A 21,642-nucleotide genomic window follows, 5' to 3' on the forward strand; every position below is an offset into this window, starting at 1 on the left:
TTACAGCACCTCCGGGGCGAGCGAGACGATCTTCATGAACTTGCGGTCACGAAGCTCGCGGCCGACCGGGCCGAAGATGCGGGTGCCGCGGGGCTCCCCGTCGTTCTTCAGGATCACGGCGGCGTTCTCGTCGAACTTGATGTACGAGCCGTCGGCGCGGCGCGTCTGCTTCACGGTGCGGACGACGACCGCCTTGACGACGTCGCCCTTCTTGACGTTGCCGCCCGGGATCGCGTCCTTGACCGTCGCGACGATGGTGTCGCCCACGCCGGCGTAACGGCGGTTCGAACCACCGAGAACGCGGATCGTGAGCAGCTCCTTCGCGCCGGTGTTGTCGGCGACCTTGAGGCGGGACTCAGTCTGGATCACTTGGCCTTCTCCAGGATCTCAACCAGACGCCAGCGCTTGGTGGCGCTGAGCGGACGGGTCTCGTTGATGAGGACGAGGTCGCCGATGCCGGCGGTGTTGTTCTCGTCGTGCGCCTTGAGCTTGCTCGTGCGACGGATGACCTTGCCGTAGAGGGGGTGCTTCACGCGGTCCTCGACCTCGACGACGATCGTCTTGTCCATCTTGTCGCTCACGACGTAACCGCGGGCCGACTTGCGGTAGCCACGGGCGTCGGCGTCGCGCACGTCGTGCTCGGCGTGCTCCACAGCCTTCTTCTCGGTGGCCATCACTCAGCCTCTCCCTCGGCGGCCGGAGTCTCCTCGGCCTTCTTCGCCTTGCTCTTCTTGGCCTTCACCTCGACCGGGGCGGGCGTGGCACGGATGCCCAGCTCGCGCTCGCGGATCACGGTGTAGAGCCGCGCGATGTCGCGCTTCACGGCGCGGATGCGGCCGTGGCTCTCGAGCTGGCCGGTGGCCGACTGGAAGCGCAGGTTGAACAGCTCCTCCTTGGCCTTGCGCAGCTCCTCGACGAGTCGCTGGTCCTCGAACGTGTCGAGCTCGCTCGTGGCGAGCTCCTTGGTGCCGATCGCCATTACGCGTCGCCCTCCTCGCGCTTGATGATGCGTGCCTTGAGAGGCAGCTTGTGAATGGCTCGGGTCAGGGCCTCACGAGCGAGCTGCTCGTTGACACCGGCGACCTCGAAGAGGACGCGACCCGGCTTGACGTTGGCGACCCACCACTCCGGCGAGCCCTTACCCGAACCCATGCGGGTCTCGGCGGGCTTCTTCGTGAGCGGACGGTCGGGGTAGATGTTGATCCACACCTTTCCGCCACGCTTGATGTGACGCGTCATGGCGATACGAGCGGACTCGATCTGACGGTTCGTCACGTAAGCGGGCGTGAGCGCCTGGATGCCGAACTCACCGAAGGAGACCTTGGTGCCACCCGTCGCCTGACCATCCCGCTTGGGGTGGTGCTGCTTGCGGTACTTGACCTTGCGGGGGATGAGCATTACGCCGAAGCTCCTTCCGCGACCGGCGCCTGCGCGTCGTCACGACGCGGGCCACGGCGGCCGCCACGGTCGCGGTCGCGGGCGGGCTTCATGTTCGCCTGCTCGCGCGCGAGTTCCTTGTTGGTGAGGTCGCCCTTGTAGATCCAGACCTTCACGCCGATGCGGCCGAAGGTGGTCTTGGCCTCGTAGAAGCCGTAGTCGATGTTCGCGCGCAGCGTGTGCAGCGGCACACGACCCTCGCGGTAGAACTCCGAGCGGCTCATCTCCGCGCCGCCGAGGCGGCCCGAGACCTGGATCCGGACGCCCTTGGCGCCGGCGCGCTGGGCACCCTGCAGGCCCTTGCGCATCGCGCGGCGGAAGGCCACGCGGGCGCTGAGCTGCTCGGCGACGCCCTGGGCGACGAGCTGAGCGTCGGCCTCGGGGTTCTTCACCTCGAGGATGTTCAGCTGGATCTGCTTGCCGGTGAGCTTCTCGAGCTCGCCGCGGATGCGCTCGGCCTCCGCGCCACGACGACCGATCACGATGCCCGGGCGGGCCGTGTGGATGTCGACGCGGACGCGGTCACGCGTGCGCTCAATCTCGATGCGGCTCACGCCGGCGCGGTCGAGGTTCGACTGCAGCAGCTTGCGGATGCGGATGTCCTCGGCCACGTAGTCGGCGTAACGCTGACCCGGCTTCGTCGAGTCCGCGAACCAGCGCGAGACGTGATCCGTGGTGATGCCGAGGCGGAAGCCGTACGGGTTGACCTTCTGACCCATTAGTTGCTCGCCTTCTTGTTGCTGCCGGCAGCGGTCTCAGCGACCTCCGGCGTCGAGAGCACGACCGTGATGTGGCTCGTGCGCTTCTTGATCTGGAAAGCGCGACCCTGTGCACGGGGCTGGAAACGCTTGAGCGTCGTGCCCTCGTCCACGTAGGCGTTCTTCACGAACAGATCCTGCTCGTCCAGGTACTCGCCGTCCTTGTCGGCCTTCACCTGGGCGTTGGCCATGGCCGACGCGACGAGCTTGTAGATCGGCTCGGATGCCGACTGCGGCGCGAACTTCAGGATCGCGAGCGCCTCCTGGGCCTGCTTGCCCTTAATGAGGGCGACGACGCGACGAGCCTTCTGAGGGGTCACGCGGATGTGTCGCACACGTGCGATGGACTCCACCATTTCTCTCTCCTCCTCGGTCGCCTTAGCGGCGACGGCCCTTCTTGTCGTCCTTCTCGTGGCCGCGGAAGGTGCGGGTGGGCGCGAACTCGCCCAGCTTGTGGCCCACAAGCGTCTCCGTGACGAACACGGGGATGTGCTTGCGACCGTCGTGCACGGCGATGGTGTGTCCCAGCATGGCGGGGATGATCATCGAGCGGCGCGACCACGTCTTGATGACGTTCTTGGTGCCGGCTTCGTTCTGCGAGACGACCTTGCGAAGCAGGTGCTCGTCGACGAAGGGGCCCTTCTTCAGACTGCGGGGCATCTTCTTTACTCCTACTTGCGCTTCTTGCCGGCGTTACGGCGACGCACGATGAGCTTGTCGCTTTCCTTGTTGGCGTGGCGGGTGCGGCCCTCGGCCTGACCCCACGGCGAGACGGGGTGGCGACCACCGGACGTCTTGCCCTCACCACCACCGTGCGGGTGGTCGACCGGGTTCATGGCGACACCGCGGACGGTCGGGCGGACGCCCTTCCAGCGCTTGCGGCCGGCCTTGCCCCAGTTGATGTTCGACTGCTCGGCGTTGCCGACCTCGCCGATCGTGGCGCGGCAGCGCGCGTCCACGTTGCGGACCTCGCCCGAGGGCAGACGCAGCTGGGCGTAGGGGCCGTCCTTCGCGACGAGACGCACCGAGGCGCCCGCCGAGCGAGCCATCTTCGCGCCGCCACCGGGACGGAGCTCGATGTTGTGGATGACGGTACCCGTCGGGATGTTGCGCAGCGGCAGGTTGTTGCCGGGCTTGATGTCGGCGCCGGGGCCCGACTCGACGATGTCGCCCTGCTGCAGCTTGTTCGGCGCGAGGATGTAGCGCTTCGTGCCGTCCACGTAGTGCAGGAGCGCGATGCGCGCCGTGCGGTTGGGGTCGTACTCGATGTGCGCGACCTTGGCGTCGACGCCGTCCTTGTCGTTGCGACGGAAGTCGATCACGCGGTACTGGCGCTTGTGGCCACCACCGATGTGACGGGTCGTGATGCGGCCCTGGTTGTTACGGCCACCGGTCTTGCTCAGCGGACGGAGCAGCGACTTCTCGGGCGTCGATCGGGTGATCTCGGCGAAGTCGGCCACCGACGAGCCGCGGCGACCGGGGGTCGTGGGCTTGTAGTTGCGAATAGCCATGTTCTCTCTTCCTCCCCGACCGTCAGCCGACTGCCGTGAAGATGTCGATGGTGCCCGACTTGAGCGTGACGATGGCGCGCTTGGTGTCCTTGCGCTTGCCGATGCCGAAGCGGGTGCGGCGGGCCTTGCCGACGCGGTTGATCGTGTTGACCGAAGCCACCTGCACGCCGAAGATCTTCTCGATCGCGAGCTTGATCTCGGTCTTGTTCGAGCGGGGGTCCACGATGAACGTGTACTTGCCCTCGTCGATCAGTCCGTAGCTCTTCTCCGAGACGACCGGCTTCAGGATGACGTCGCGCGGGTCCTTCTGGACGGCGGTCATGCCGAGACCTCCTCAGTGGCGCCGGCCTTCTGCGCGATGAACGCGTCGATGGCGGCCTTGGTGAAGACGATGTCGTCCGAGACGAGCACGTCGTAGGCGTTCAGCTGGTCGGCCATCAGCACGTGCACGTAACCGAGGTTGCGCACGCTCAGGTAGCCGAAGTCGTCCTCACGGTCGAGCACGACGAGCACGTTCTTGGTCGGGGCGACCTTCGCGAGGAAGGAGGCCGCGGCCTTGGTCGAGGGCTCGGCGACGCCGAACGACTCGACGACGTGCAGACGGTCACCGCGGAAGCGGTCGCTCAGCGCACCCGCGAGGGCGGCGGCGATCATCTTCTTGGGGGTGCGCTGCGCGTAGTTGCGCGGCTTCGGGCCGTGGACGATGCCACCGCCGGTCATGTGCGGCGCACGGATCGAACCCTGACGGGCGTTACCCGTGCCCTTCTGCTTGAAGGGCTTGCGGCCGGCGCCCGAGACCTCACCGCGACGCTTGGTCGAGTGGGTGCCCTGGCGAGCCGCCGCGAGCTGCGCGACGACGACCTGGTGGATCAGCGGGATGTTCGTCTTGACGTCGAACACCGAGGCGGGCAGCTCGACCGAGCCGGCCTTGTTGCCGTCGATGCCCAGAACGTCGAGAGCGAGAGTCGAGTCAGTCATCTAACTCAGGCCCCCTTCACAGCGTTGCGGACGTACACGGTGCGGCCGCGCGCGCCGGGGACGGCGCCCTTGACGAGCAGCAGACCCTTCTCGGCGTCGACGGCGTGAACCGTGAGGTTGAGGACGGTCACGCGCTCGGCGCCCATACGGCCGGCCATGCGCATGCCCTTGAACACGCGGCTCGGGGTCGACGATGCGCCGATCGAACCGGGCTTGCGGTGGTTGCGGTGCGCACCGTGCGAAGCCGAGACGCCCTTGAAGTTGTGGCGCTTCATGACACCCGCGGTGCCCTTACCCTTGCTCGTGCCGACGACGTCGACGAGCTGGCCGGCCTCGAAGGTGCCGTCGACCGTCAGCTCCTGACCGAGCGCGTACTCGGCGGCGTCGGCGGTGCGGATCTCCGCGAGGTGGCGGCGCGGCGTGACGCCGGCAGCCTCGAAGTGGCCCGAGAGCGGCTTGTTGACCTTGCGCGGGTCGATCGCACCGGCGGCGATCTGGATGGCCGAGTAGCCGTCCTTCTCCGCCGTGCGGACCTGGGTCACCACGTTCGGAGCGAGCTCGATCACCGTGACGGGGATGAGCTTGCCGTTCTCGTTCCAGACCTGGGTCATGCCGAGCTTGGTGCCGAGCAGACCCTTCGAAATCTTGTTGTTGATGTCAGCCATGTCGATACCCGCCCTTAGAGCTTGATCTCGATGTTGACGTCCGCCGGGAGGTCGAGACGCATGAGCGAGTCGACGGCCTTCGGCGTCGGGTCCACGATGTCGATGAGGCGCTTGTGCGTGCGCATCTCGAAGTGCTCGCGGCTGTCCTTGTACTTGTGGGGCGAACGGATCACGGCGACCACGTTCTTCTCCGTCGGCAGCGGCACCGGGCCGACGACCTGGGCACCCGCACGGGTGACCGTGTCGACGATCTTGCGCGCCGACGAGTCGATGACCTCGTGGTCATACGACTTCAGGCGAATGCGGATCTTCTGTCCCGCCATTTGTCTGCTCACTCTCTTTACGCGTCGTACCTCTCGGGCATTGGACGCACGTACCCTCCGGAAACCCTTCGGGCCAGTCTTCACATGTCAGTCCACGCGCACAGAGATAGCCCCTGCGGTGTGGTTGTGTGATTTCGTTCTCCTGCCCGCGGCCCAGACTCGGTCTGTGCACTGCCCTGGCAGTGATCCCGCGCAGTCCTCCCTCGGGGAGCGCACGCGGAAATGTGGAACTTGTCTATTCTGCCATCCGCGGCCATCCCGGGGCAACCCGGGCGTGTCGCGCCGCGATCCGCATGATTCCGCGGCTCCTCGGCCCGTGTTGAGCGCCTTCCCAGACAGCGAATCTGAAGCGATCTACGGATCCGAAGAGCGACGAAGGAGATCGGGCTCCGCTTGCGAGAATCCCTTCGGATCCGCCGCGCACGCCCGTCGCTTCCCTCGTCCCCAGCACGGAACGGACAGAATCCATTCCGCCGTTGCACGGGCCGGCGATCCGGGGCGATCACCGGTGCGACCCTGCCGTCATGCATCTGATCGACTACCTGGAGCGGCGCGGCGGGATCGCGCGCACGCGCGAGCTCCTCGACGCGGGCTTCTCACGCCACGTGCTCGCTCGGGCGGTGTCCCGCGAAGAGCTCCGTCGGCCACGTCAGGGCTGGGTCCATCTGCCCGGGACCGACACGATGCTCGTGCGCGCGGCGGTTTCGGGCGTCGTGCTGAGCTGCATCACACAGGCGCGGCGCCTGGGTCTCTGGGTCTCCGCGGACGACGATGTCGTCCACGTCGCGGCGACGTCCCCCTCGTCCGTGAACGTGGTGAGCGCGCATGTGCACTGGTCGAGGCCTCTCATCCCGCGCCCGCCGGGCCGGCTCGAGGACCCGGTCGAGAACGTGCTCGCGATCGTGGCCGACTGTCAACCGCACGAACGCGCGCTCGCGACCTGGGACTCCGCGTTCAACACGGGGCTCGTCGATCGCGACTCGTTCCGGCTCTTCCCACTGAGGCCTGCGGCGCGACGACTGCTCCTGGATGTGAATCCGTTCCACGATGCCGGCACCGAGACGTTCGTCCATACCCGGCTGCGCTGGCTTAGGATCCCGATCAGGCCGCAGGTCTGGCTGTACGGCCATCGCGTCGACTTCCTGATCGGCGAGCGGCTCGTGCTGCAGATCGACGGCGGGCACCACATCGGCGCGCAGCGCGACTCCGACAACGCGCACGACGCCATCCTGCGCGTGCACGGCTACACCGTGATCCGGGTGAGCTACCGGCAGCTCACGGAGTCGTGGCCGGAGGTGCAGGACCTGATCCTCCGCGCGATCGCGCAGGGCCTGCACAAGGCGGCGTGACCGGGCGACGGCGAAGGGATCTGCAGATCCGAAGGGCGATCGACCGGATCGGGCTTCGGGGTTGCAGATCCCTTCGTGTGCGCGCGGGCTCAGTACCAGTTGACCGACTGCGAGTGGCCCCACGCGGCACACGGGGTGCCGTAGGCGCGGGAGATGTAGTCGAGGCCCCACGCGATCTGGGTCGTGGCGTTGGTCTGCCAGTCGGCGCCGACGGTGGCCATCTTGCTGCCGGGCAGCGACTGCGGGATGCCGTACGCGCCGCTCGAGGGGTTCGAGGCCTGGTAGTTCCAGCCGGACTCCTTGTTCCACAGCGACACGAGGCAGCCGAACTGGTCGGCGCCCCAGCCGTAGCGCTCGGCGGCCATGGACTGGGCGGTGGCCTGCGCGCCCGCCGGCGAGTTCGCGGCGGCGAGAGCCTCGGCGGCCTTGCGCTCCTCCTCGGCCTTGCGCGCGGCCTCCTCCGCCTCGCGCGCGGCCTCGGCGTCCGCCTCCTCGAGGGCGGCGGTCTCGGCGACCACGTCGTCCGCGGCAGCCTCGGCGGCCTCCGCCTCGCCCTGCACGACGACGGCGGGCATGCGCTCGTAGTCGCTCAGGTGGCTGACGCGCTTCTCCAGCGCGGAGGTGTCGGCCTTGTCGTGGGCTTCGTCGAGAGCCGCCTCGGCGTCCGCGAGGGCGGCCTGCGCGAGCTCGACCGTCTCGGGGTCCTCCGCAGCGAACGCGACGTTGCGCGTGTGCTCCGGCACGGCGGCCGACACCGCGACGCCACCCGCCAGCACGAGGCCGAGTCCGGCGGCGACGCCGATGAGGCGGCGCTTGCGGCGGACGGATCGCTCGGCGCGCAGCAGGGAGATGTGGTTGGCGCGGGGGAACGGGGTGAGCAGGGGTGAATCAGAGTGGTGCTGCGTCATTCCAGAGGTTTCGATCGGGTGCATCCGAGCTCGCGTCTGGGCGGGCGCTCGGGCGCACCCGCTGCTTCGCGCGGCGGCTTCGGGCCGACGCCACGCGACGAACAAGGACCCTCTACCGTGCCCCGCTTCCCTGAACGGATCCCGCCCAGGCCATGGGATTCGCGTGCACAGGCCGTGGGCGTTACCTGGCCGTTACCTTTCCGTCACCTGAGCGCGCCACCTCGCGAAGCCCGCGGACGCGACGAGGCCCTCACCCCGGGAAGGGGTGAGGGCCTCGGGCGAAGGGAGGCTTACCTGTCCCCCACCGCGCCGTCCACATCGTTGCGGATCTGGTCGACCTTCTCGTCCATGTCATCCGGCAGCACGCCCTTGGCGAACTCGGCGACCTTGTCGAGCACGGTGTCGCTCACGTCCTCGGCCTTGGCGCTGCGGAGCGCGTCCTGCAGCTTGTCCTTGTTCTGTTCGAACGCTTCCCTGCCCTGGTTCACGAGATCGTCGAAGCCCATGATCTTCCCTCCCGGATCGCTCGGTGCGCCCGTACGCCGGACGCACCCGTCAGTGTGGCAGTCGCGCGGACGATCCGGAACCCGCGGCCGGAGAGCGCCGACCGCGACGCCGATGCGCTGACGCGCGGGTCAGGCGGCGGTGTCGCCCGGCATGGCCGCGGCGCGGGCGGTCTTGGCGAGGATCAGCAGGTCGCCGAGCAGGTTCCAGTTCTCGACGTACGCGAGGTCGAGGCGCACGGTGTCGTCCCACTCCAGCGTCGAGCGGCCCGAGACCTGCCACAGACCCGTGATGCCGGGCTTGACGAGGAAGCGGCGGTGCACGTGGTCGGCGTAGCGGTCGACCTCGCGCGGCAGCGGCGGACGCGGTCCGACGAGCGACATCGAGCCGCCCAGCACGTTGAACAGCTGCGGCAGCTCGTCGAGGCTGTAGCGCCGCATGAAGCGGCCGAGCGGTGTGATGCGCGGGTCGGCGCGCATCTTGAACATGACCTCGTTGCCCAGCCCGCCGCGGTTGGAGGCGATGAGCTCGGGCAGCCGGCTCTCGGCGTCCTGCACCATCGAGCGGAACTTCAGCATGCGGAACTCCTGGCCATGGCGGCCCACGCGCTGCTGCCGGAAGATCGCCGGCCCCGGCGACGTGATCCGGACCAGCAGGGCGAGGACGAGCAGGAGCGGGCTGAGCAGCAGGATCAGCACCGCGCTGCCGAAGAGGTCGACGCTGCGCTTCAGGAAGCGCTGGCCGGCGGAGAACCGCGGCGTCTCGACGTGCATGAGCGGCAGGCCGGCGACGGGGCGCATGTGGATGCGGGGACCCGCGATGTCGGTGATGCTCGGCGCGAGCACGAGGTGCTGCCTGCCCGCCTCCAGGGCCCAGGAGATCTGCTTGACCCGCTCGGGGCCGACCTCGTCGGTGCTGGTGACGATGATCGTGTCGGCGTCCGTCGCCTCGATCGCCGCCTCGATCGCATCCACCCGTCCCATCACGGGGATCTCGGATCCGGCGACGTGGTCGCCCACGAGGCCGGTCGGCGTGCAGGCGCCGACGACGCGATACCCGGCCCCGACGCTGCGGCGCAGCTCCTTGGCGATATGGGCGACCGTGCGGTCGGACCCGACGAGCAGCACACCCGCGGAGTACTCGCCGCGCGCGCGGCGCCGACCCAGCCAGCGGCGCCACAGCCAGCGCTCGGCGAACAGGGCGAGCAGGCCGAGCGGCAGCGCGAGCAGCAGGTAGCCGCGCGCGATCTCGAGGCGCAGCAGGAACGCGGCGATCGCGACGACGCCGAACAGCCGGATGCTGGTGTCAAAGATGCGCTTGTACTCGAGCGTGCCGACGCCGATCACGCGATCCGACCGGGTGTCGTTCAGCGCGAGGGCGAGCATCCACAGGCCGATGATGAGGACGGACAGCGCGAGGTAGGACGCCGAACCGTAGGGGACGATCCCCTCGTGCGCGACCTGGCCCCACCAGCCGACGGACAGCGCCTGCGTGCCGAACACGACGGCCGCGATGACCGCGAAGTCGGTCATCAGCAGGAGGGTCGCGTAGCGGGAGCGCCAGTCGAAGGCCCTCGCGGGGCGAGCGGATGCGCCGCCGACGATGCGATCGACCGTCGGCGTCCGGAGGACGGGGGGCGTCCCGCCCGGCCTCGCCTCCTTCGACGCGCCCGCGATGTTCGTGACCAAGAGCCCCGTCCCGTCCTGTCGTCGTACGCCCGGGAATCATACCGCTCGGGCCTGTCCGCCGTGCAGCCGTCGGCGGAGCGGGTCAAGCGGGGCGGGTCAGCGCGCCGCGCAGCCGTCGCTGGAGGTCGCGACCTCGGTCTCGTTGATCATCGGCGTCGTGCGCACCTCGAGCGGTCCGTAGTCGCCGTCCGCGCCGGAGAAGGTGGCCGTCACGCTCGCCTGCTCGGACGGCCGGAGGTACACGTGGAACCATGCGACGGGGCGACCCAGGTCCTCGAGATCCTCGCGCATCACGCTCACCTCGCGGCCGTCGACCGACACGCTGTCGACCTGCGTGCCCGGCGGGCCGTAGACGAAGACAGCGGTGCGGAAGAAGGCGGAATCCCACGTCTGGCTGCGCACGTAGTCCGGAAGCAGGTTCGCAGCGGCCTGGTCGATGTCCAGGTGCAGCGACGTCGCGGTCGTGAAGGTGCGGCGTCCGTCTGTGCACGACTCGGTGACGTCGACGGCCGACCGCGTGTAGTAGTCGATCTTCGAGGCGGACTCGTTGCGGAAGTAGACGCCGAGCGTCGTCTGATCCTCGTTGTCGGACGGCAGGATGCCCGAGAGCTTCAGCGGCGCGACGGCTTCCTGCACGTCCTCGTGCGCGCTGTAGAACATGATGTCGCCGGCCTCGATGCCCTCGCCGACCGCCCAGGCCATGTCCTTGGGGTTGAAGGCACCGGTCGAGAGCTTGGCGAAGATCTCCTTCGCGGCGCTCGAGAAGAACTTGTCGGCACCCTTCTTGGTCTCCTGCGTGCCCCAGCGCTCGTACACCTCGCTCAGCAGCAGCTGCACGGCGTTGTCCTCCGTCAGGACGTCGCCGGTCGAGAGCTCGACGGGCCCGGTCGCGCGGAGCATCCGCCCGAGCGCGATCGGGTTCACGGACACCACGCCGTCGATCTGGTCGTTCTGCACGTCCCGCTGCCACCACGCCGAGACGATCTTCGCCATCGTGGGGAAGTCGGGGCGGCTCGACGAGGTGTTGATGCGCTTGACGAGGAAGTCGCTGTACAGGTCGAGGGCGCTCTGGGGCACCTCGACGTCGACGGGGGTGTCGTTGGCGTAGACGTCGCTGTTGGCCTGGTGGGTGATCGCGACCTTGCCGGCCTCGGCGGTCACGAGCGACTGCGACGCCGCCGACCCACCGAGGCCCACCGACTCGGCGTTGTTCTGGAAGACGAGCAGGTAGTTGCGCTTGCCGTTCGCCCCGAGCAGCTCGGGGAGGAGCTCGACCATCGGTGCGGCCGCACCCATCACCTCGGCGACCTGCTCGACGCCACCGCGGACGGGGCCGATCAGGGACGGCGAATCGCTGACGGCCGCGATCTCGTCCGCCAGGCGCCCGATGGTGGGAGCGGCGGACGAGATGATGGGCAGCGCCCGGGCGAGCACGGGCTCGTCGCTGTCCTGCTGGAACTCCGCGAACACCGGCCGGCCGAGTCCGTTCGTCGCGACGTCGAGCGACTCCGCGGCAAGACGCACGGCGCGCAGGTTGTCACCCGCGAAGGGCACGAACTCGGCTGCGCGCCACACGGGATCCCACCACACGCTGGCCGCGAGCCCGGCGTGTCCGCCCAGCTCCTCGAGCGCGTCACTGACCTCGATGTCGCCGTCCTGCACCTGGCCGATCAGCTGCTGGCTCGCTTCGAGCTCGTTCTTCACGATCAGCGCGCGGACGGCGAGCCACGTGGTCGCCAGCAGCAGCACGATCAGCGTGATGACGAGGACCTTGACGACCTTCGGGCGCCGCCCGGAGATCGCGGATGCATCGACCTCCGTCGCCGCGGCGGCCGATCGAGAGCCGCCGGTCGCCCGTCGCTCCCGCGCCTCGCGGCGTGACATGGGCGCGCCGAGGGCGCGCGCGGACGCAGGGGAGGTCATTTTGTCATCCTACGAAACGCGAACTGTCAGAACCGTGAGGGCGCGCATCACTCCGTGAAGCCGCCCTCGAGGATGGCGGGCGTCGTGGTCAGGTCGAGCGACACCTTGCCGCCGGACGGCTCGAGCTCGGAGACCTTGCCCCACGCGTCGGTGACGGTCACCGTGCTGTCGGCGGCGTACTCGACGCGGCGGGTGCCCTCGGACGCCCACGCCACGCGCACGAAGTCGTCCTGCTCGCCGAAGCGGACGGATCGGACGCCCTCGCGCTGGTCGATGGTCGGCGAGCCGTGGCCCGCGATCTTCGAGGCGAGCAGCGCCTGCGCGAACGCCGCGGGCTTCGGCGGAAGCGCCGTCAGGCCATCGCGTCGGGGGGCGAACAGGCCGAAGTTCGCCTCGTGCGGGTCGCCCTGCTTGTTGACCTGCTCGGGGTCGCTGATGAGGTCGTACCAGAAGTACTTCGCGCCGCCGGCGCCGAGGAACATCGTCTCCGCGCGGATCAGGCTGTTCGCCTGCACGTCGACCGACACCTCCGCCATGTTGCTGTCGGTCGTCCAGCCGAGCTCCGTCAGCCACACCGGCATGGCGGCGCCGCGGTCGGCCGACGCCTTCGTGGCGGCGCCGACGACGCGCGCGGCGCCATCCGGGTCCCAGTAGATGTCGTACGGGTGGAAGCTCACGGCGTCGCTGTGGTTCAGGCCGCCGATGTCCCACAGGTGGTTGAGCCAGGTCTCGTCGTAGTTGGCGGTCGAGCCGGCGATGATCGGGATGTCGGGGTTCACCGCCTGCACGTGCTGCTCGACCGACTGCAGCATCGGCAGGTAGCACTCGGGCGTGCGGCAGCCCTTGTTGAACGGCTCGTGGTTGAACTCGTTCCACACCTCGATGCCGATCACATCCCACTGGGCGGCGACGGCTCCGGCGAAGCGCCCGAACGCATCCACCGCGGCCTGGCCCTCGGGCGGCGTCTTGAGCTTCTGCCAGCCGGCCTGACCGGCGTAGCCCGTGTACACGGGGTTGCCGCTGTCGATCACGCCGAGCAGACCGATGCCCTGCGCCTTGAGCTTGGCCATCTCGTCCAGGTAGGTCTGCGTCCACTGGTAGCTGCCCGCGGTCGTCTCGTTCTGGGCCCACTTGATGTCGTTGCGGGCGGCGGACAGGCCCAGCGAGGCCACCGCCTCGGCACCGTCGACGTTTGCGGGACGCTCGAGGTGGGTGGCCGCGCCGAGCCGCTCATCCTTCGGGATGCGGCTGCCGGCGTAGTCGATGATCGCCACGGGCGCGCTGACCTCCTGGCCCGCGGAGTCGCGCACCGTCACGGAGTAGTAGCCCTGCGGCACGCCGTCCAGGGGAAGCGCCGAGACGCCCTGGCGCAGCTCAGCGGTGCCGCGGATCTCGGCACCGTCCTCGTAGCGCTTGGCGCTCCAGGAGGCTTCGCCCGCCGCGAGGTTCACGCCGAGCGCGGCGCTGTCCTGACGCAGGATGAGCGAGTCGCTGACGATCGTGCCGGAGGCCTCGACCTCCTCGAACGACGGATTGGGCACCACGTTCTCGCCGCCGGCGGGCGCGATCGAGACCGCATCGAGCCCGAAGCCCTCGACCGGGCCGTCGACCGTGACGACGATCTCGACGGCGGCCAGGTCGGCCGTGAACGACGTCGTGACCGGGACCCACGCCGCGTTGAGCTCGGGGAGCGGCACGTCGACGCCGCCGACCGTGAGCCGCACGGGCCAGGCGGTGGGGGCCTCGGACAGCGCGCGCACCTGGGCCGAGAACTCGTACTGCTGGCCCGGCACGACGGTCGCGACCGTCTTGAGCGCCACGACGGGCTCCTCGATGGCGGGGGCGTCGACGAACGCCGCGACGACCCCGTCGGCGGCCGCTCCGACCTGGGGACGGACGTCGCCGATCACCGTCTCGGGCGCGGCCTCCCAGCCGGTCAGCGCGCCGTCCACGACCGCGGCCCGCGGCAGCGGCGCGGATTCGGGCGTCGCCGGGGCGGTGGGCGTGGGCGTGGCGCTGATGGTCGGCGCGGCGGTGGGCTGCGGAGCGCCCGGCTGCAGCGCGAAGGCGGCGATCGTGCCGGCGCCCGCGAGAACGAGCGCCAACGCGCCGGCGACGATGACGCGGACCTTCGTCGACCAGTTCTTGGGGTTCATGCGGGCAGGGGAGTTGCTCGGGATCGACATCGTGCTCCGTGGTCTGGGGAGGGAGAGGCCCGGGCGGCCGCGGTCCCCACGAGGGTACCCTGCGCCGCGCCGCGAGCCTGGGAGCCCGCCGCCCTAGGCTGATCGCGTGCCCGCCCGTCCCGACGCCCCGACCGTCGCCCACGTCGCCCACACGGCCGAGCCGGGCGGGGCCGAGCTGGCTCTCGCGCGCGTCCTGGCGAACGACTGCCGCGAGTGGGACGCGCGGCTCGTGGTGCCCGGGCCGACTCGCGGCGGAGCATTCGACGGGCTCGTGGACGTCGACGTGCGCGAGGCGGGCGTCCCCCAGCCTCCTGGCGCGTCGCGCGCGACGCCGTGGGCGGCGATCCGGTTCGCCGTGGCGCTCGCGCGGCAGGCGTTCGCGACGCGTCGCAGCGGCGCGTTCCGCGGCGCCGGGGTCGTGCATGCCAACTCCACGCGTGCCGCGGTGTACACGGCGCTCGCACTGCTCGGCACGCGCACGCCGCTCGTGGTGCACCTGCGCGACCGTGTCGAGGCCGGCGCGATCGGCCGGTTCGGCCTCCTGGCCTTCCGCCTGACGGCCGCGCGGCGGGCGGTGGGCTTCATCGCGAACTCGGCCGCGACGGCTGAGACCATCCTGCCGCATCTGCGGGCGGGCCAGTTCGTCGAGGTCGTCCCGAGCGCGATCGGCATCTCTCGGGCGAGCACCGCATCCACCGCACACGACGGTCCGGTGCGCATCGGCATGGTCGCGCGGCTGGACCCGTGGAAGGGTCAGGAGGAACTGATCCGGGCATATGCCGCGGCCGGCATCGACTACCGCGCGTCGCTGACGCTGATCGGATCGGCCGCGTTCGGCCATGACGCGTACGAGAGCAGGTTGCGCGCGCTGGTCGCGGAGCTCGGGCTGCGCGCGGTCACGTTCGCAGGCTTCCGCGCCGACGTGCAGGACCGGATCGACGACCTCGACGTGTGCGTGCAGTACTCGACCCGCCCCGAGCCGCTCGGGCAGAACGTGCTGCAGTACCTGGCGCGCGGGCGCGCCGTGATCGCCGCCGCGGAGGGTGGACCGCTGGAGTGGGTCGCGGACGGTGTGAACGGGATGCTCGTGCCGCCGAACGACGTCGCGGCCCTGTCAGCCGCGCTGCGGCGGCTCGTGGACGACGCCACGCTGCGCGCGAGGCTCGGTGCCGGCGCCCTCGCCACGGAGGGGCTGCGCACCGACTGCGAGGTGACGCAGGCTCACGCGCGCGTCTTCGCGCGCGCCGCGTCGCGCAGCCACTGATCACCGGCCAGCAGAGACCGCACCGCGTCGAGCTCGCGTCGGGCATCGCCCAGGCGGTCGGCCGCGTCCCGCGCGAGTTCGACGAGCGCGACGTCGTCGAGCGCGGCGAGCCGTGCGATCCGCTCCGGCGCCGACGCCGTCGCCCAGGGCATGCCGAGGGCATCGAAGTGGCGGGCGAGCTTGTCGGTCGCCGCCTCGACGAGACCCAGTGGCACGGCGCCCTCGGACAGCGCGATCAGCAGGGCGTGCAGGCGGTCGCTCAGGATGAGCCGCATCGCCGCGTACTCCCGGCGCAGCACGGCTTCCTGCTCGGCATGCGTCTCCTCGCCGAACGGGACCGCACGACCGCCGAGATCGGCCGCGAGCCGCCGCGCGTAGTCCGTGTCGCGTGCCACCTGCGCGACCGCGACGACCTCGAGCCCGAGCCGCGCGGCGAGCTCCCGCACGGCACGCAGCCACGCCTCCGAGGGATAGGGCCGGTCGAAGCGCAGCGAGACGCCCAGCGCCCCGCGCTCCCCTGCGTCGCCCGCCGGCTCGAGCGCGAGCGCCCAGTCGGGCATCGCCGGGGCGGGTGCGAACACCTCCGACGTGCGGGCGTCGCGCCACCGCACGAGGTCGGCCGCGCGGAACAGCCGCCGGAACAGCCACGTGCGGCCGCGCCGCGGTCCTGGCACCGCGGCGCCGAGCCACACCACCGCCCCGCCGCGACGACGGAAGCGCCACAGGGCCGGCAGGATGCGCAGCATCTGGAGCGTGTAGCGCCCCGAGAACGTGAACTCCCCCGCATTGATCGCGAGGGTCGCAGGTCCCCGGCGGGCTGCGGCGAGCGCCTCCGTCAGCCAGGCGCCGAGGCTCGTGCTGACGCGGTCCGCGAGCCCGAGGCCGAGGCCGGAGACGTACGCGGGCGACGCGTCGGCGACGTACGCCACGAGATCGCCCCGCGTGCGCAGCGCGTCCGCATAGCCCCGCCGCAGCGCGGAGTCGCCCAGGTTGTCGTCCTGCCCCGTGAGCCACGCGAACACCGAGCCGCTGCGGCCGTGGCGACGGAGCTCGAGCGCACGCCGGTAGACGCGTGCATGCGCCTCCCGCACCGCGGGCCACGTGCGCGCGGACAGATCCGGGGATCCCGGCGGCGGCGTGCGCGTCGCGGCGAGCGCGTCCGCGAGCGTCGCCCCCGTGAGCGGGCCCTCGAACAGCCGCACCCAGTCCGCGCCGACCTCGTCGCGCAGGGCGCGGCCCGTGTCCGAGTCCGGGATCAGCACGGGTCGCCCGAGTGAGAGGGCGACAAGGGCCGCACCGGAGCTGTGCAGGCGCCGATACGGCAGCACCACCAGCTGCGCGGCGGTCACCTCGGCGACGAGCTCACGGTCGGGAACGAACCCGAAGCGATGGCTGATGCGCGGATCATCCCGCCGTGCGATCGCGCCCGCGAGATCCGGATCCATCGGCTTGCCCACCAGGCGCAGCGAAGCTTCGTCGTCATGGACGGCCGCGAACGCGTCGAGCAGCTCCTCGATGCCCTTGTAGGGACGGATCAACCCGAAGAACAGCGCACGTCCGTCGATCCGGTCGGCGCGGGGATGCGCGGCATACGGCTCGGCGTAGCTTCCGTGCGGGATCGCGACGCTCTCCGCCGCCGTGACGCGATCGGGTTCGGGGACCAGATGGATCTCGATCGTCGCCAGGCGCTCGAAGGCCCGCCGATCGCGCAGCCCGCGCGGCGACATGGACTCGTGCGGCTCGCGGTTGTGGAGCGTGTAGACGACCGGCACGCGCGACAGGCGCAGGCGCAGCAGGAGGAGCCGCGAGAGCAGCGTGGACGCCACGAGCCGGAGCCCCCGCCCGCGGCCCACGAGGGCCTCGGGCCAGTGGAGGTGGAACAGGTCGTAGCGGCCCAGGATCGCGCGCGGCCAGGTGAAGAACGCGACCTCGATGTCGTCTCCGGCCACGGCGGCCATGTGCGTCGCATACTTCGTCTCGGCATCCGGCCGACGCATCGAGTGGAGCACACGCACTGGTCGACTGTATGCCATGTGTCCGCGCGATCCCGGTTGCCCCTCAGGCAGCGTCGAGCGCGCTTCGGGTAACGTCGTGCCGTTCGGCGCTTTCCCACCCCGATACTCTCGACGAAGCGCGTTCGCGTCACGAAGGAATCACTCCACACATGGACCCCAGCTCTTCCGCCGGCCGTACCGGCGCGCTCGGCACCGGCACGCGGCCGTCCGCTGCGCGTATCGTGAGCGCCTCGTGAGCACCGCCACCTCGATCGGGCCCCAGGGCTCGCCGCGCCGGTACGTGCACTCGCTCTGGCTGCTGTCAGCGCGCGACCTCAAAGTGAAGTACGCCACCAGCTGGCTCGGCTACCTGTGGTCGATCCTCGACCCGCTGCTGATGTGCCTCATCTACTGGTTCGTGTTCACGCAGGTGTTCCCTCGCCACGGCGGTGAGGAGCCGTTCGTGCTCTTCCTCATCGCGGGCCTGCTGCCGTGGCAGTGGTTCGCCTCCGCGGTGGGCGACTCGACGAGCGCGCTGACCAAGGATCAGAAACTCGTGACGTCGACGGGCATCCCGAACACCATCTGGGTGCTGCGCGTGACGCTGACGACCGGACTTTCTTTCGTGTTCGCTCTTCCGGTCCTCGCGGCCTTCGCGGTCATGACGGGCGCGCACGTGAACGCAGGCCTGCTGTGGTTCCCGGTCGCGATGCTGATCCAGGCGGTCCTCGTCACGGGCATCGGCCTCTTCCTTGCTCCGCTATGCGTGCTGATCAGCGACCTCGGCCGCACGACCCGCCTGATCATCCGCGTGCTGTTCTACGGCTCGCCGATCCTCTACACCCCGGATCTCCTTCCCGAGTCGGCGAGCTGGATCCAGTTCGTCAATCCGATGTTCGGTGTGCTCTCGCTCTATCGAGTCGGCTTCTTCCCGAGCCAGTGGAACCCTGCCGCCACGATCTCGAGCATCCTCGTCGGCTTCATCATCCTCGTCCTCGGTGCGATCGTGTTCCGACCGCTGATGCGGCCCGTCCTGAAGGATCTGTGACCTCATGTCGAACGTCACCATTCACGTCGAGGGGGTCGGCATCCGCTTCCGGCTCGATCGCCGTGGCCGCCGAAGCCTGAAGGACCTGTTCGGCAGCACGGCGCGCCGGAGCCGCCCGGGCGAGTTCTGGGCCCTGCGCGACATCAGCTTCGAGGTGCGACAGGGCGAGGCGATCGGCGTCGTCGGACGCAACGGCCAGGGAAAGTCGACCCTGCTGAAGCTCGTCGCGGGCGTGCTGCAACCCGACGAGGGCACCGTCCGCGTCAACGGCGGCGTTGCGCCGCTGATCGCCATCACTGGGGGCTTCGAGTCCAACCTCACGGTGCGCGAGAACGTCAGCCTCGTAGCGGGGCTGCACGGCATGCCACGCGCCGAGGTGGCGCGTCGGTTCGACAGCATCATCGCTTTCGCCGAGCTCGAGAAGTTCGTGAACACGCCGTTCAAGCATCTTTCCAGCGGTATGAAGGCACGCCTGGCGTTCGCGGTCGTCTCCCAGCTCGATGAGCCAACCCTGCTCGTCGACGAAGTGCTCGCGGTCGGCGACAAGGCCTTCCGCGAGAAGTGCTTCGCACGCATCGAGGAGATGCTCGCCGAAGGCCGCACGCTGTTCCTGGTGTCACACAGCGCCGGAAACCTCAAGCGCTTCTGCACGCGTGGGCTCTACATCGACGGCGGCGCCCTCGTGCTGGACGGCCCGATCGACGACGTGCTTGAGCGCTACAACAGGGATTACCCCGCAGTGAAGCACTGACCGGGTCGCCTTCGCGAAGCACGGAACCGCCCCCTCCGGCGCCCCGTACGGCCCATCGGACGCTCCTTCTCTCGGGCTCGATCCCCTCGGCTCAGACGGGACGAGAGATCTCGGGACGCCGCCCGAAGATCTTCTCCGCCTGGACGACGACATCTCGCACGTCGTAGACAGCGCCGCCGTCGACCTGCGGCTCGTACCGCACCCGGTCGTCGATCACGAGCCGCTCGACCGTGAGCGCCGCTCGTTCGACACGGGCGAACTGCAGCGCGCTGGGGTCGAACACCACCGCGCGGGACGCCTCCACCGGGTCCATGAGGCTGACGACGAGCGCACTCGGGTTCCGCGCAGCCACCAGGATCCGCGGATGGATGCGCGCGTCGTTCTCGTGAACGGGCGAATCCAGCTGCAGGATCGCGACGCGCGAGCCGGCCTCGAGCGCGGACTCGACGTCGGCGCACACAGCATCGGCGCGCACGCCGCGGAACCGGAAGTCCCCGGCGAAGAGCACCTCGACAGCGCCGAAACGGCCCGCGTCGTGCCGAGAGCCGAGGAGGTCGGTCGCCGTCGCGAAGGGCCGCGATTCGCGGCTGTCCACAGGAAGGACCGGCGCGCGCCCCTGCTCCTTCTCGCTCGCGTGCCAGTGGAGGTAGGAGTGGAAGTACCAGCGACGCCGTGGATCCATGTAACCGCGGTTGAACTCCCCCGCGCTGAGCGAGTCCCAACGGATGCGGTAGAAGGCGAGCGGCACCCGGCCGACAGTCGGGATCCGCTTGCCGGACCACGACCGGATCCGGTCGTTGAACTCTGCGTCCGCCGATCGATTGAGCACATCCCAGTACCCGATCTCATCGAACAGCTCGCGACGCACCATCAGCGAGTTCAGCGCTTGCTGCGTCCAGACCGGATCGCCGTTGATGCGCCCCAGCACCAGGTCATCGGAGGCTCGGATCGAGCGCGACATGTTCGCCATGTACTCGCGGTCTGCCTCGAGCTGCGCCACCTGGAGCTCGATCTTGCGCGGATGCGACCAGTCGTCGTCGTCGTGGATGGTCACGTAGTCGCCACGTGCAAAGCGCGATGCGGCGATGTTCCTGGCGAGGTAGGGGCCGTTGTTCTCCGGCAGATGGACGACTTCGATGCGGGGATCCCGCTCGAGCCAGCGATCGAGCCCCTCCGCCGCAGCCGCAGGCGACGCGTCGTCCATGATCAGGATCTGGAGAGCGCGATGCGACTGGGACAGCAGAGACTCGACGGCCGTGGCGAGCCGTTGACCTGGGTTGTAAGTCGGGATGATGACCGTCACGAGCGGACCATCAGTGACGATGCTCGATGCACCGCTCAGCAGGCGGTCGAAGGGCGCCTCGTGCCCCGGGGCGATGCCCACGGGCTCGAGGCCGTCCAGGGCGAACATGTCCTCCATCGCCTGAAGCCAGGTTCCGAGGCGCGGCGTCTCCTCGCCGCCTGCGAAGGGGTTGCTGGCATTCGCCGTGAGCAGGTACGGCTGGGCAGCGTTCTCGCGGCCGATATGGAAGTTAGAGAGCAGGTCCGGCAGGCTCTCGGGCGACTGCCCGGCATCGACGAGGAGCTCCATCAGTCGAAAGCGGCCGCCCTTGCGGATCGCGTGGGTCCCGAGCTCCTCGGCCATGGCGCTCAGCAGCAACGCCGCGTCGGCCGCCTCGCCCGCGCCGCGCGCCTGGTCGGCCAACAGAGTCGCGAGGCGCCGCAGGCTCTCGTCGTCGAATTCAGCGAGCGAAGGGGCGGCGACGCTTCCCCCACCGGGGCGTGCGCGGAGGGCGGCCAGCAGCTCGCTCTGACGTAGACGCCCGTGAGTCGCAGCCAGCGCGAGCACGTCTCGCCCCGCGGTCGATCCATTGAGCCGCAGGTAGCCGAACAGGGAGCTCTCGCGCTGCAGGTACTCGCGCTCGACCGCCGTCAGCGCCGCGTCAGCTGTCACGACGGCGCGAGTCGTCGGCGCGGTCGCCGGCTGCGGACAGAGACCTCAGCAGCTCGGCCTGCCGACGCGCGATCCAGTCGAACCGCGCGGCTGTCTCCGCGATCTGGTTGTCCTGCTCGACCCCTCGTCGCCTCACCGCTTCCTCGACCGCCTTCAGTCGTGCGGTCTGCGCTCTGCTGGCCGCACGCTGCTCGCGAATCACGAAGAGCAGCAGCCCGAGAAGGCACATGCCGATCACCCCGAGCAGCAACGCCGTCCACCCGCTGGTGACGAGAGCCAGCGGCAGGAGCGCGAGGAACGCGAGAAGGGCGACCGCCGCGACGGCGAGAATCTTCGTGGGCAGTTGACGCATGCCTACCTGCCTATCACGAGGGTGGGCGACGTCCCGCGCCGGATGCGCG

24 protein-coding genes are annotated in these 21,642 nt (G+C 69.8%); 4 read left to right on the forward strand and 20 right to left on the reverse strand.

The window, feature by feature from the left end; genetic code table 11:
* The 12 genes from rplN to rpsJ are packed head-to-tail and all read right to left on the reverse strand — an operon-like array spanning position 1 to position 5,672.
* On the reverse strand, positions 1-369 hold the full coding sequence (gene rplN, locus BJP60_RS13505) for a 50S ribosomal protein L14 (RefSeq protein WP_055992168.1): 369 nt from the start codon (positions 367-369) through the stop codon (positions 1-3).
* Positions 366-674, reverse strand: coding sequence for a 30S ribosomal protein S17 (gene rpsQ / locus BJP60_RS13510; protein WP_203136334.1), 309 nt, complete (start codon positions 672-674; stop codon positions 366-368). The genes rplN and rpsQ overlap by 4 nt, the downstream gene beginning before the upstream one ends.
* A complete protein-coding gene (gene rpmC / locus BJP60_RS13515) occupies positions 674-979 on the reverse strand; it encodes a 50S ribosomal protein L29 (protein ID WP_203136335.1) in 306 nt (101 codons plus the stop codon). Before rpmC ends, rpsQ begins: the two co-directional genes overlap by 1 nt.
* Positions 979-1,398 (reverse strand): 50S ribosomal protein L16, encoded by a 420-nt coding sequence (rplP, locus tag BJP60_RS13520; protein ID WP_067354305.1) that lies wholly within the window; start codon positions 1,396-1,398, stop codon positions 979-981. Before rplP ends, rpmC begins: the two co-directional genes overlap by 1 nt.
* On the reverse strand, positions 1,398-2,156 hold the full coding sequence (gene rpsC / locus BJP60_RS13525) for a 30S ribosomal protein S3 (protein ID WP_203136336.1): 759 nt from the start codon (positions 2,154-2,156) through the stop codon (positions 1,398-1,400). The genes rplP and rpsC overlap by 1 nt, the downstream gene beginning before the upstream one ends.
* Positions 2,156-2,551, reverse strand: coding sequence for a 50S ribosomal protein L22 (gene rplV / locus BJP60_RS13530; protein ID WP_203136337.1), 396 nt, complete (start codon positions 2,549-2,551; stop codon positions 2,156-2,158). The genes rpsC and rplV overlap by 1 nt, the downstream gene beginning before the upstream one ends.
* A gap of 22 nt (positions 2,552-2,573) precedes the next feature.
* Positions 2,574-2,855, reverse strand: coding sequence for a 30S ribosomal protein S19 (rpsS, locus tag BJP60_RS13535; protein WP_055992152.1), 282 nt, complete (start codon positions 2,853-2,855; stop codon positions 2,574-2,576).
* Positions 2,856-2,866: 11 nt separating this feature from the next.
* Entirely contained in the window at positions 2,867-3,706 is an 840-nt protein-coding gene (rplB, locus tag BJP60_RS13540; RefSeq protein WP_203136338.1) for a 50S ribosomal protein L2, read from the reverse strand.
* Positions 3,707-3,728: 22 nt separating this feature from the next.
* Positions 3,729-4,028: a 50S ribosomal protein L23 gene (gene rplW, locus BJP60_RS13545; RefSeq protein WP_203136339.1), complete on the reverse strand. Its 300-nt coding sequence runs from the start codon at positions 4,026-4,028 to the stop codon at positions 3,729-3,731.
* Positions 4,025-4,684 (reverse strand): 50S ribosomal protein L4, encoded by a 660-nt coding sequence (gene rplD / locus BJP60_RS13550; protein WP_203136340.1) that lies wholly within the window; start codon positions 4,682-4,684, stop codon positions 4,025-4,027. The genes rplW and rplD overlap by 4 nt, the downstream gene beginning before the upstream one ends.
* 5 nt (positions 4,685-4,689) lie before the next feature.
* Positions 4,690-5,349: a 50S ribosomal protein L3 gene (gene rplC, locus BJP60_RS13555; protein ID WP_135114782.1), complete on the reverse strand. Its 660-nt coding sequence runs from the start codon at positions 5,347-5,349 to the stop codon at positions 4,690-4,692.
* Between the two features lie 14 nt (positions 5,350-5,363).
* The gene (gene rpsJ, locus BJP60_RS13560; protein WP_156242027.1) at positions 5,364-5,672 is read right to left on the reverse strand and encodes a 30S ribosomal protein S10; all 309 of its coding nucleotides are present in this window, start codon (positions 5,670-5,672) and stop codon (positions 5,364-5,366) included.
* A 524-nt stretch (positions 5,673-6,196) separates the two neighbouring features.
* Between rpsJ and BJP60_RS13565 the strand changes: the two genes are divergently transcribed.
* Positions 6,197-7,021, forward strand: coding sequence for a type IV toxin-antitoxin system AbiEi family antitoxin domain-containing protein (locus BJP60_RS13565; RefSeq protein WP_203136341.1), 825 nt, complete (start codon positions 6,197-6,199; stop codon positions 7,019-7,021).
* 89 nt (positions 7,022-7,110) lie between these two features.
* Here BJP60_RS13565 and BJP60_RS13570 read toward each other — a convergent pair whose 3' ends face one another.
* The 5 genes from BJP60_RS13570 to BJP60_RS13590 all read right to left on the reverse strand — a co-directional run bounded on the left by BJP60_RS13570 (position 7,111) and on the right by BJP60_RS13590 (position 14,200).
* On the reverse strand, positions 7,111-7,929 hold the full coding sequence (locus tag BJP60_RS13570) for a phospholipase (protein ID WP_238439443.1): 819 nt from the start codon (positions 7,927-7,929) through the stop codon (positions 7,111-7,113).
* A 290-nt stretch (positions 7,930-8,219) separates the two neighbouring features.
* The gene (locus BJP60_RS13575) at positions 8,220-8,435 is read right to left on the reverse strand and encodes an Rv0909 family putative TA system antitoxin (protein WP_203136342.1); all 216 of its coding nucleotides are present in this window, start codon (positions 8,433-8,435) and stop codon (positions 8,220-8,222) included.
* Positions 8,436-8,564: 129 nt separating this feature from the next.
* Positions 8,565-9,965: a sugar transferase gene (locus BJP60_RS13580; RefSeq protein WP_203136343.1), complete on the reverse strand. Its 1,401-nt coding sequence runs from the start codon at positions 9,963-9,965 to the stop codon at positions 8,565-8,567.
* 252 nt (positions 9,966-10,217) lie between these two features.
* Complete coding sequence (locus BJP60_RS13585) at positions 10,218-12,044, reverse strand: DUF4012 domain-containing protein (RefSeq protein ID WP_203136344.1); 1,827 nt, start codon at positions 12,042-12,044, stop codon at positions 10,218-10,220.
* Between the two features lie 47 nt (positions 12,045-12,091).
* Positions 12,092-14,200, reverse strand: coding sequence for a hypothetical protein (locus BJP60_RS13590; RefSeq protein WP_203136345.1), 2,109 nt, complete (start codon positions 14,198-14,200; stop codon positions 12,092-12,094).
* A 136-nt stretch (positions 14,201-14,336) separates the two neighbouring features.
* Between BJP60_RS13590 and BJP60_RS13595 the strand changes: the two genes are divergently transcribed.
* The gene (locus tag BJP60_RS13595) at positions 14,337-15,494 is read left to right on the forward strand and encodes a glycosyltransferase family 4 protein (protein ID WP_203136346.1); all 1,158 of its coding nucleotides are present in this window, start codon (positions 14,337-14,339) and stop codon (positions 15,492-15,494) included.
* Here BJP60_RS13595 and BJP60_RS13600 read toward each other — a convergent pair.
* Positions 15,452-17,509: a glycosyltransferase gene (locus tag BJP60_RS13600; RefSeq protein ID WP_203136347.1), complete on the reverse strand. Its 2,058-nt coding sequence runs from the start codon at positions 17,507-17,509 to the stop codon at positions 15,452-15,454. The genes BJP60_RS13595 and BJP60_RS13600 overlap by 43 nt on opposite strands.
* Before the next feature lie 232 nt (positions 17,510-17,741).
* On the opposite strand from BJP60_RS13600, the gene BJP60_RS13605 reads away from it, so the two are divergent.
* Together BJP60_RS13605 and BJP60_RS13610 are read left to right on the forward strand one after the other, a co-directional pair.
* Positions 17,742-18,536 carry an ABC transporter permease gene (locus tag BJP60_RS13605; protein ID WP_238439444.1) on the forward strand — a complete coding sequence of 265 codons (795 nt, stop codon included), beginning with the start codon at positions 17,742-17,744 and terminating at the stop codon, positions 18,534-18,536.
* A gap of 4 nt (positions 18,537-18,540) precedes the next feature.
* Positions 18,541-19,287, forward strand: coding sequence for an ABC transporter ATP-binding protein (locus tag BJP60_RS13610; RefSeq protein WP_203136349.1), 747 nt, complete (start codon positions 18,541-18,543; stop codon positions 19,285-19,287).
* A 91-nt stretch (positions 19,288-19,378) separates the two neighbouring features.
* On the opposite strand, the gene BJP60_RS13615 is transcribed toward BJP60_RS13610, so the two are convergent.
* Positions 19,379-21,241, reverse strand: coding sequence for a glycosyltransferase family 2 protein (locus tag BJP60_RS13615; RefSeq protein WP_203136350.1), 1,863 nt, complete (start codon positions 21,239-21,241; stop codon positions 19,379-19,381).
* Positions 21,231-21,593, reverse strand: a complete 363-nt coding sequence (locus BJP60_RS13620) for a hypothetical protein (RefSeq protein WP_203136351.1) — start codon at positions 21,591-21,593, stop codon at positions 21,231-21,233. Before BJP60_RS13620 ends, BJP60_RS13615 begins: the two co-directional genes overlap by 11 nt.
* Positions 21,594-21,642 lie beyond the last annotated feature (49 nt).

This window comes from Microbacterium sp. JZ31 (assembly GCF_016805985.1).
GTDB lineage: Bacteria > Actinomycetota > Actinomycetes > Actinomycetales > Microbacteriaceae > Microbacterium.

Coding starts and splice junctions, on each gene's coding strand:
- rplV (WP_203136337.1), bottom strand. CDS start 2,551: ATGGTGGAGTCCATCGCACGTGTGCGACACATCCGCGTGACCCCTCAG.
- BJP60_RS13575 (WP_203136342.1), bottom strand. CDS start 8,435: ATGGGCTTCGACGATCTCGTGAACCAGGGCAGGGAAGCGTTCGAACAG.
- rpmC (WP_203136335.1), bottom strand. CDS start 979: ATGGCGATCGGCACCAAGGAGCTCGCCACGAGCGAGCTCGACACGTTC.
- rplP (WP_067354305.1), bottom strand. CDS start 1,398: ATGCTCATCCCCCGCAAGGTCAAGTACCGCAAGCAGCACCACCCCAAG.
- BJP60_RS13580 (WP_203136343.1), bottom strand. CDS start 9,965: ATGACCGACTTCGCGGTCATCGCGGCCGTCGTGTTCGGCACGCAGGCG.
- BJP60_RS13585 (WP_203136344.1), bottom strand. CDS start 12,044: ATGACCTCCCCTGCGTCCGCGCGCGCCCTCGGCGCGCCCATGTCACGC.
- BJP60_RS13590 (WP_203136345.1), bottom strand. CDS start 14,200: ATGAACCCCAAGAACTGGTCGACGAAGGTCCGCGTCATCGTCGCCGGC.
- BJP60_RS13610 (WP_203136349.1), top strand. CDS start 18,541: ATGTCGAACGTCACCATTCACGTCGAGGGGGTCGGCATCCGCTTCCGG.
- rplB (WP_203136338.1), bottom strand. CDS start 3,706: ATGGCTATTCGCAACTACAAGCCCACGACCCCCGGTCGCCGCGGCTCG.
- rpsS (WP_055992152.1), bottom strand. CDS start 2,855: ATGCCCCGCAGTCTGAAGAAGGGCCCCTTCGTCGACGAGCACCTGCTT.
- rplD (WP_203136340.1), bottom strand. CDS start 4,684: ATGACTGACTCGACTCTCGCTCTCGACGTTCTGGGCATCGACGGCAAC.
- rpsQ (WP_203136334.1), bottom strand. CDS start 674: ATGGCCACCGAGAAGAAGGCTGTGGAGCACGCCGAGCACGACGTGCGC.
- BJP60_RS13570 (WP_238439443.1), bottom strand. CDS start 7,929: ATGACGCAGCACCACTCTGATTCACCCCTGCTCACCCCGTTCCCCCGC.
- BJP60_RS13620 (WP_203136351.1), bottom strand. CDS start 21,593: ATGCGTCAACTGCCCACGAAGATTCTCGCCGTCGCGGCGGTCGCCCTT.
- rplC (WP_135114782.1), bottom strand. CDS start 5,349: ATGGCTGACATCAACAACAAGATTTCGAAGGGTCTGCTCGGCACCAAG.
- BJP60_RS13565 (WP_203136341.1), top strand. CDS start 6,197: ATGCATCTGATCGACTACCTGGAGCGGCGCGGCGGGATCGCGCGCACG.
- rpsC (WP_203136336.1), bottom strand. CDS start 2,156: ATGGGTCAGAAGGTCAACCCGTACGGCTTCCGCCTCGGCATCACCACG.
- rpsJ (WP_156242027.1), bottom strand. CDS start 5,672: ATGGCGGGACAGAAGATCCGCATTCGCCTGAAGTCGTATGACCACGAG.
- rplW (WP_203136339.1), bottom strand. CDS start 4,028: ATGACCGCCGTCCAGAAGGACCCGCGCGACGTCATCCTGAAGCCGGTC.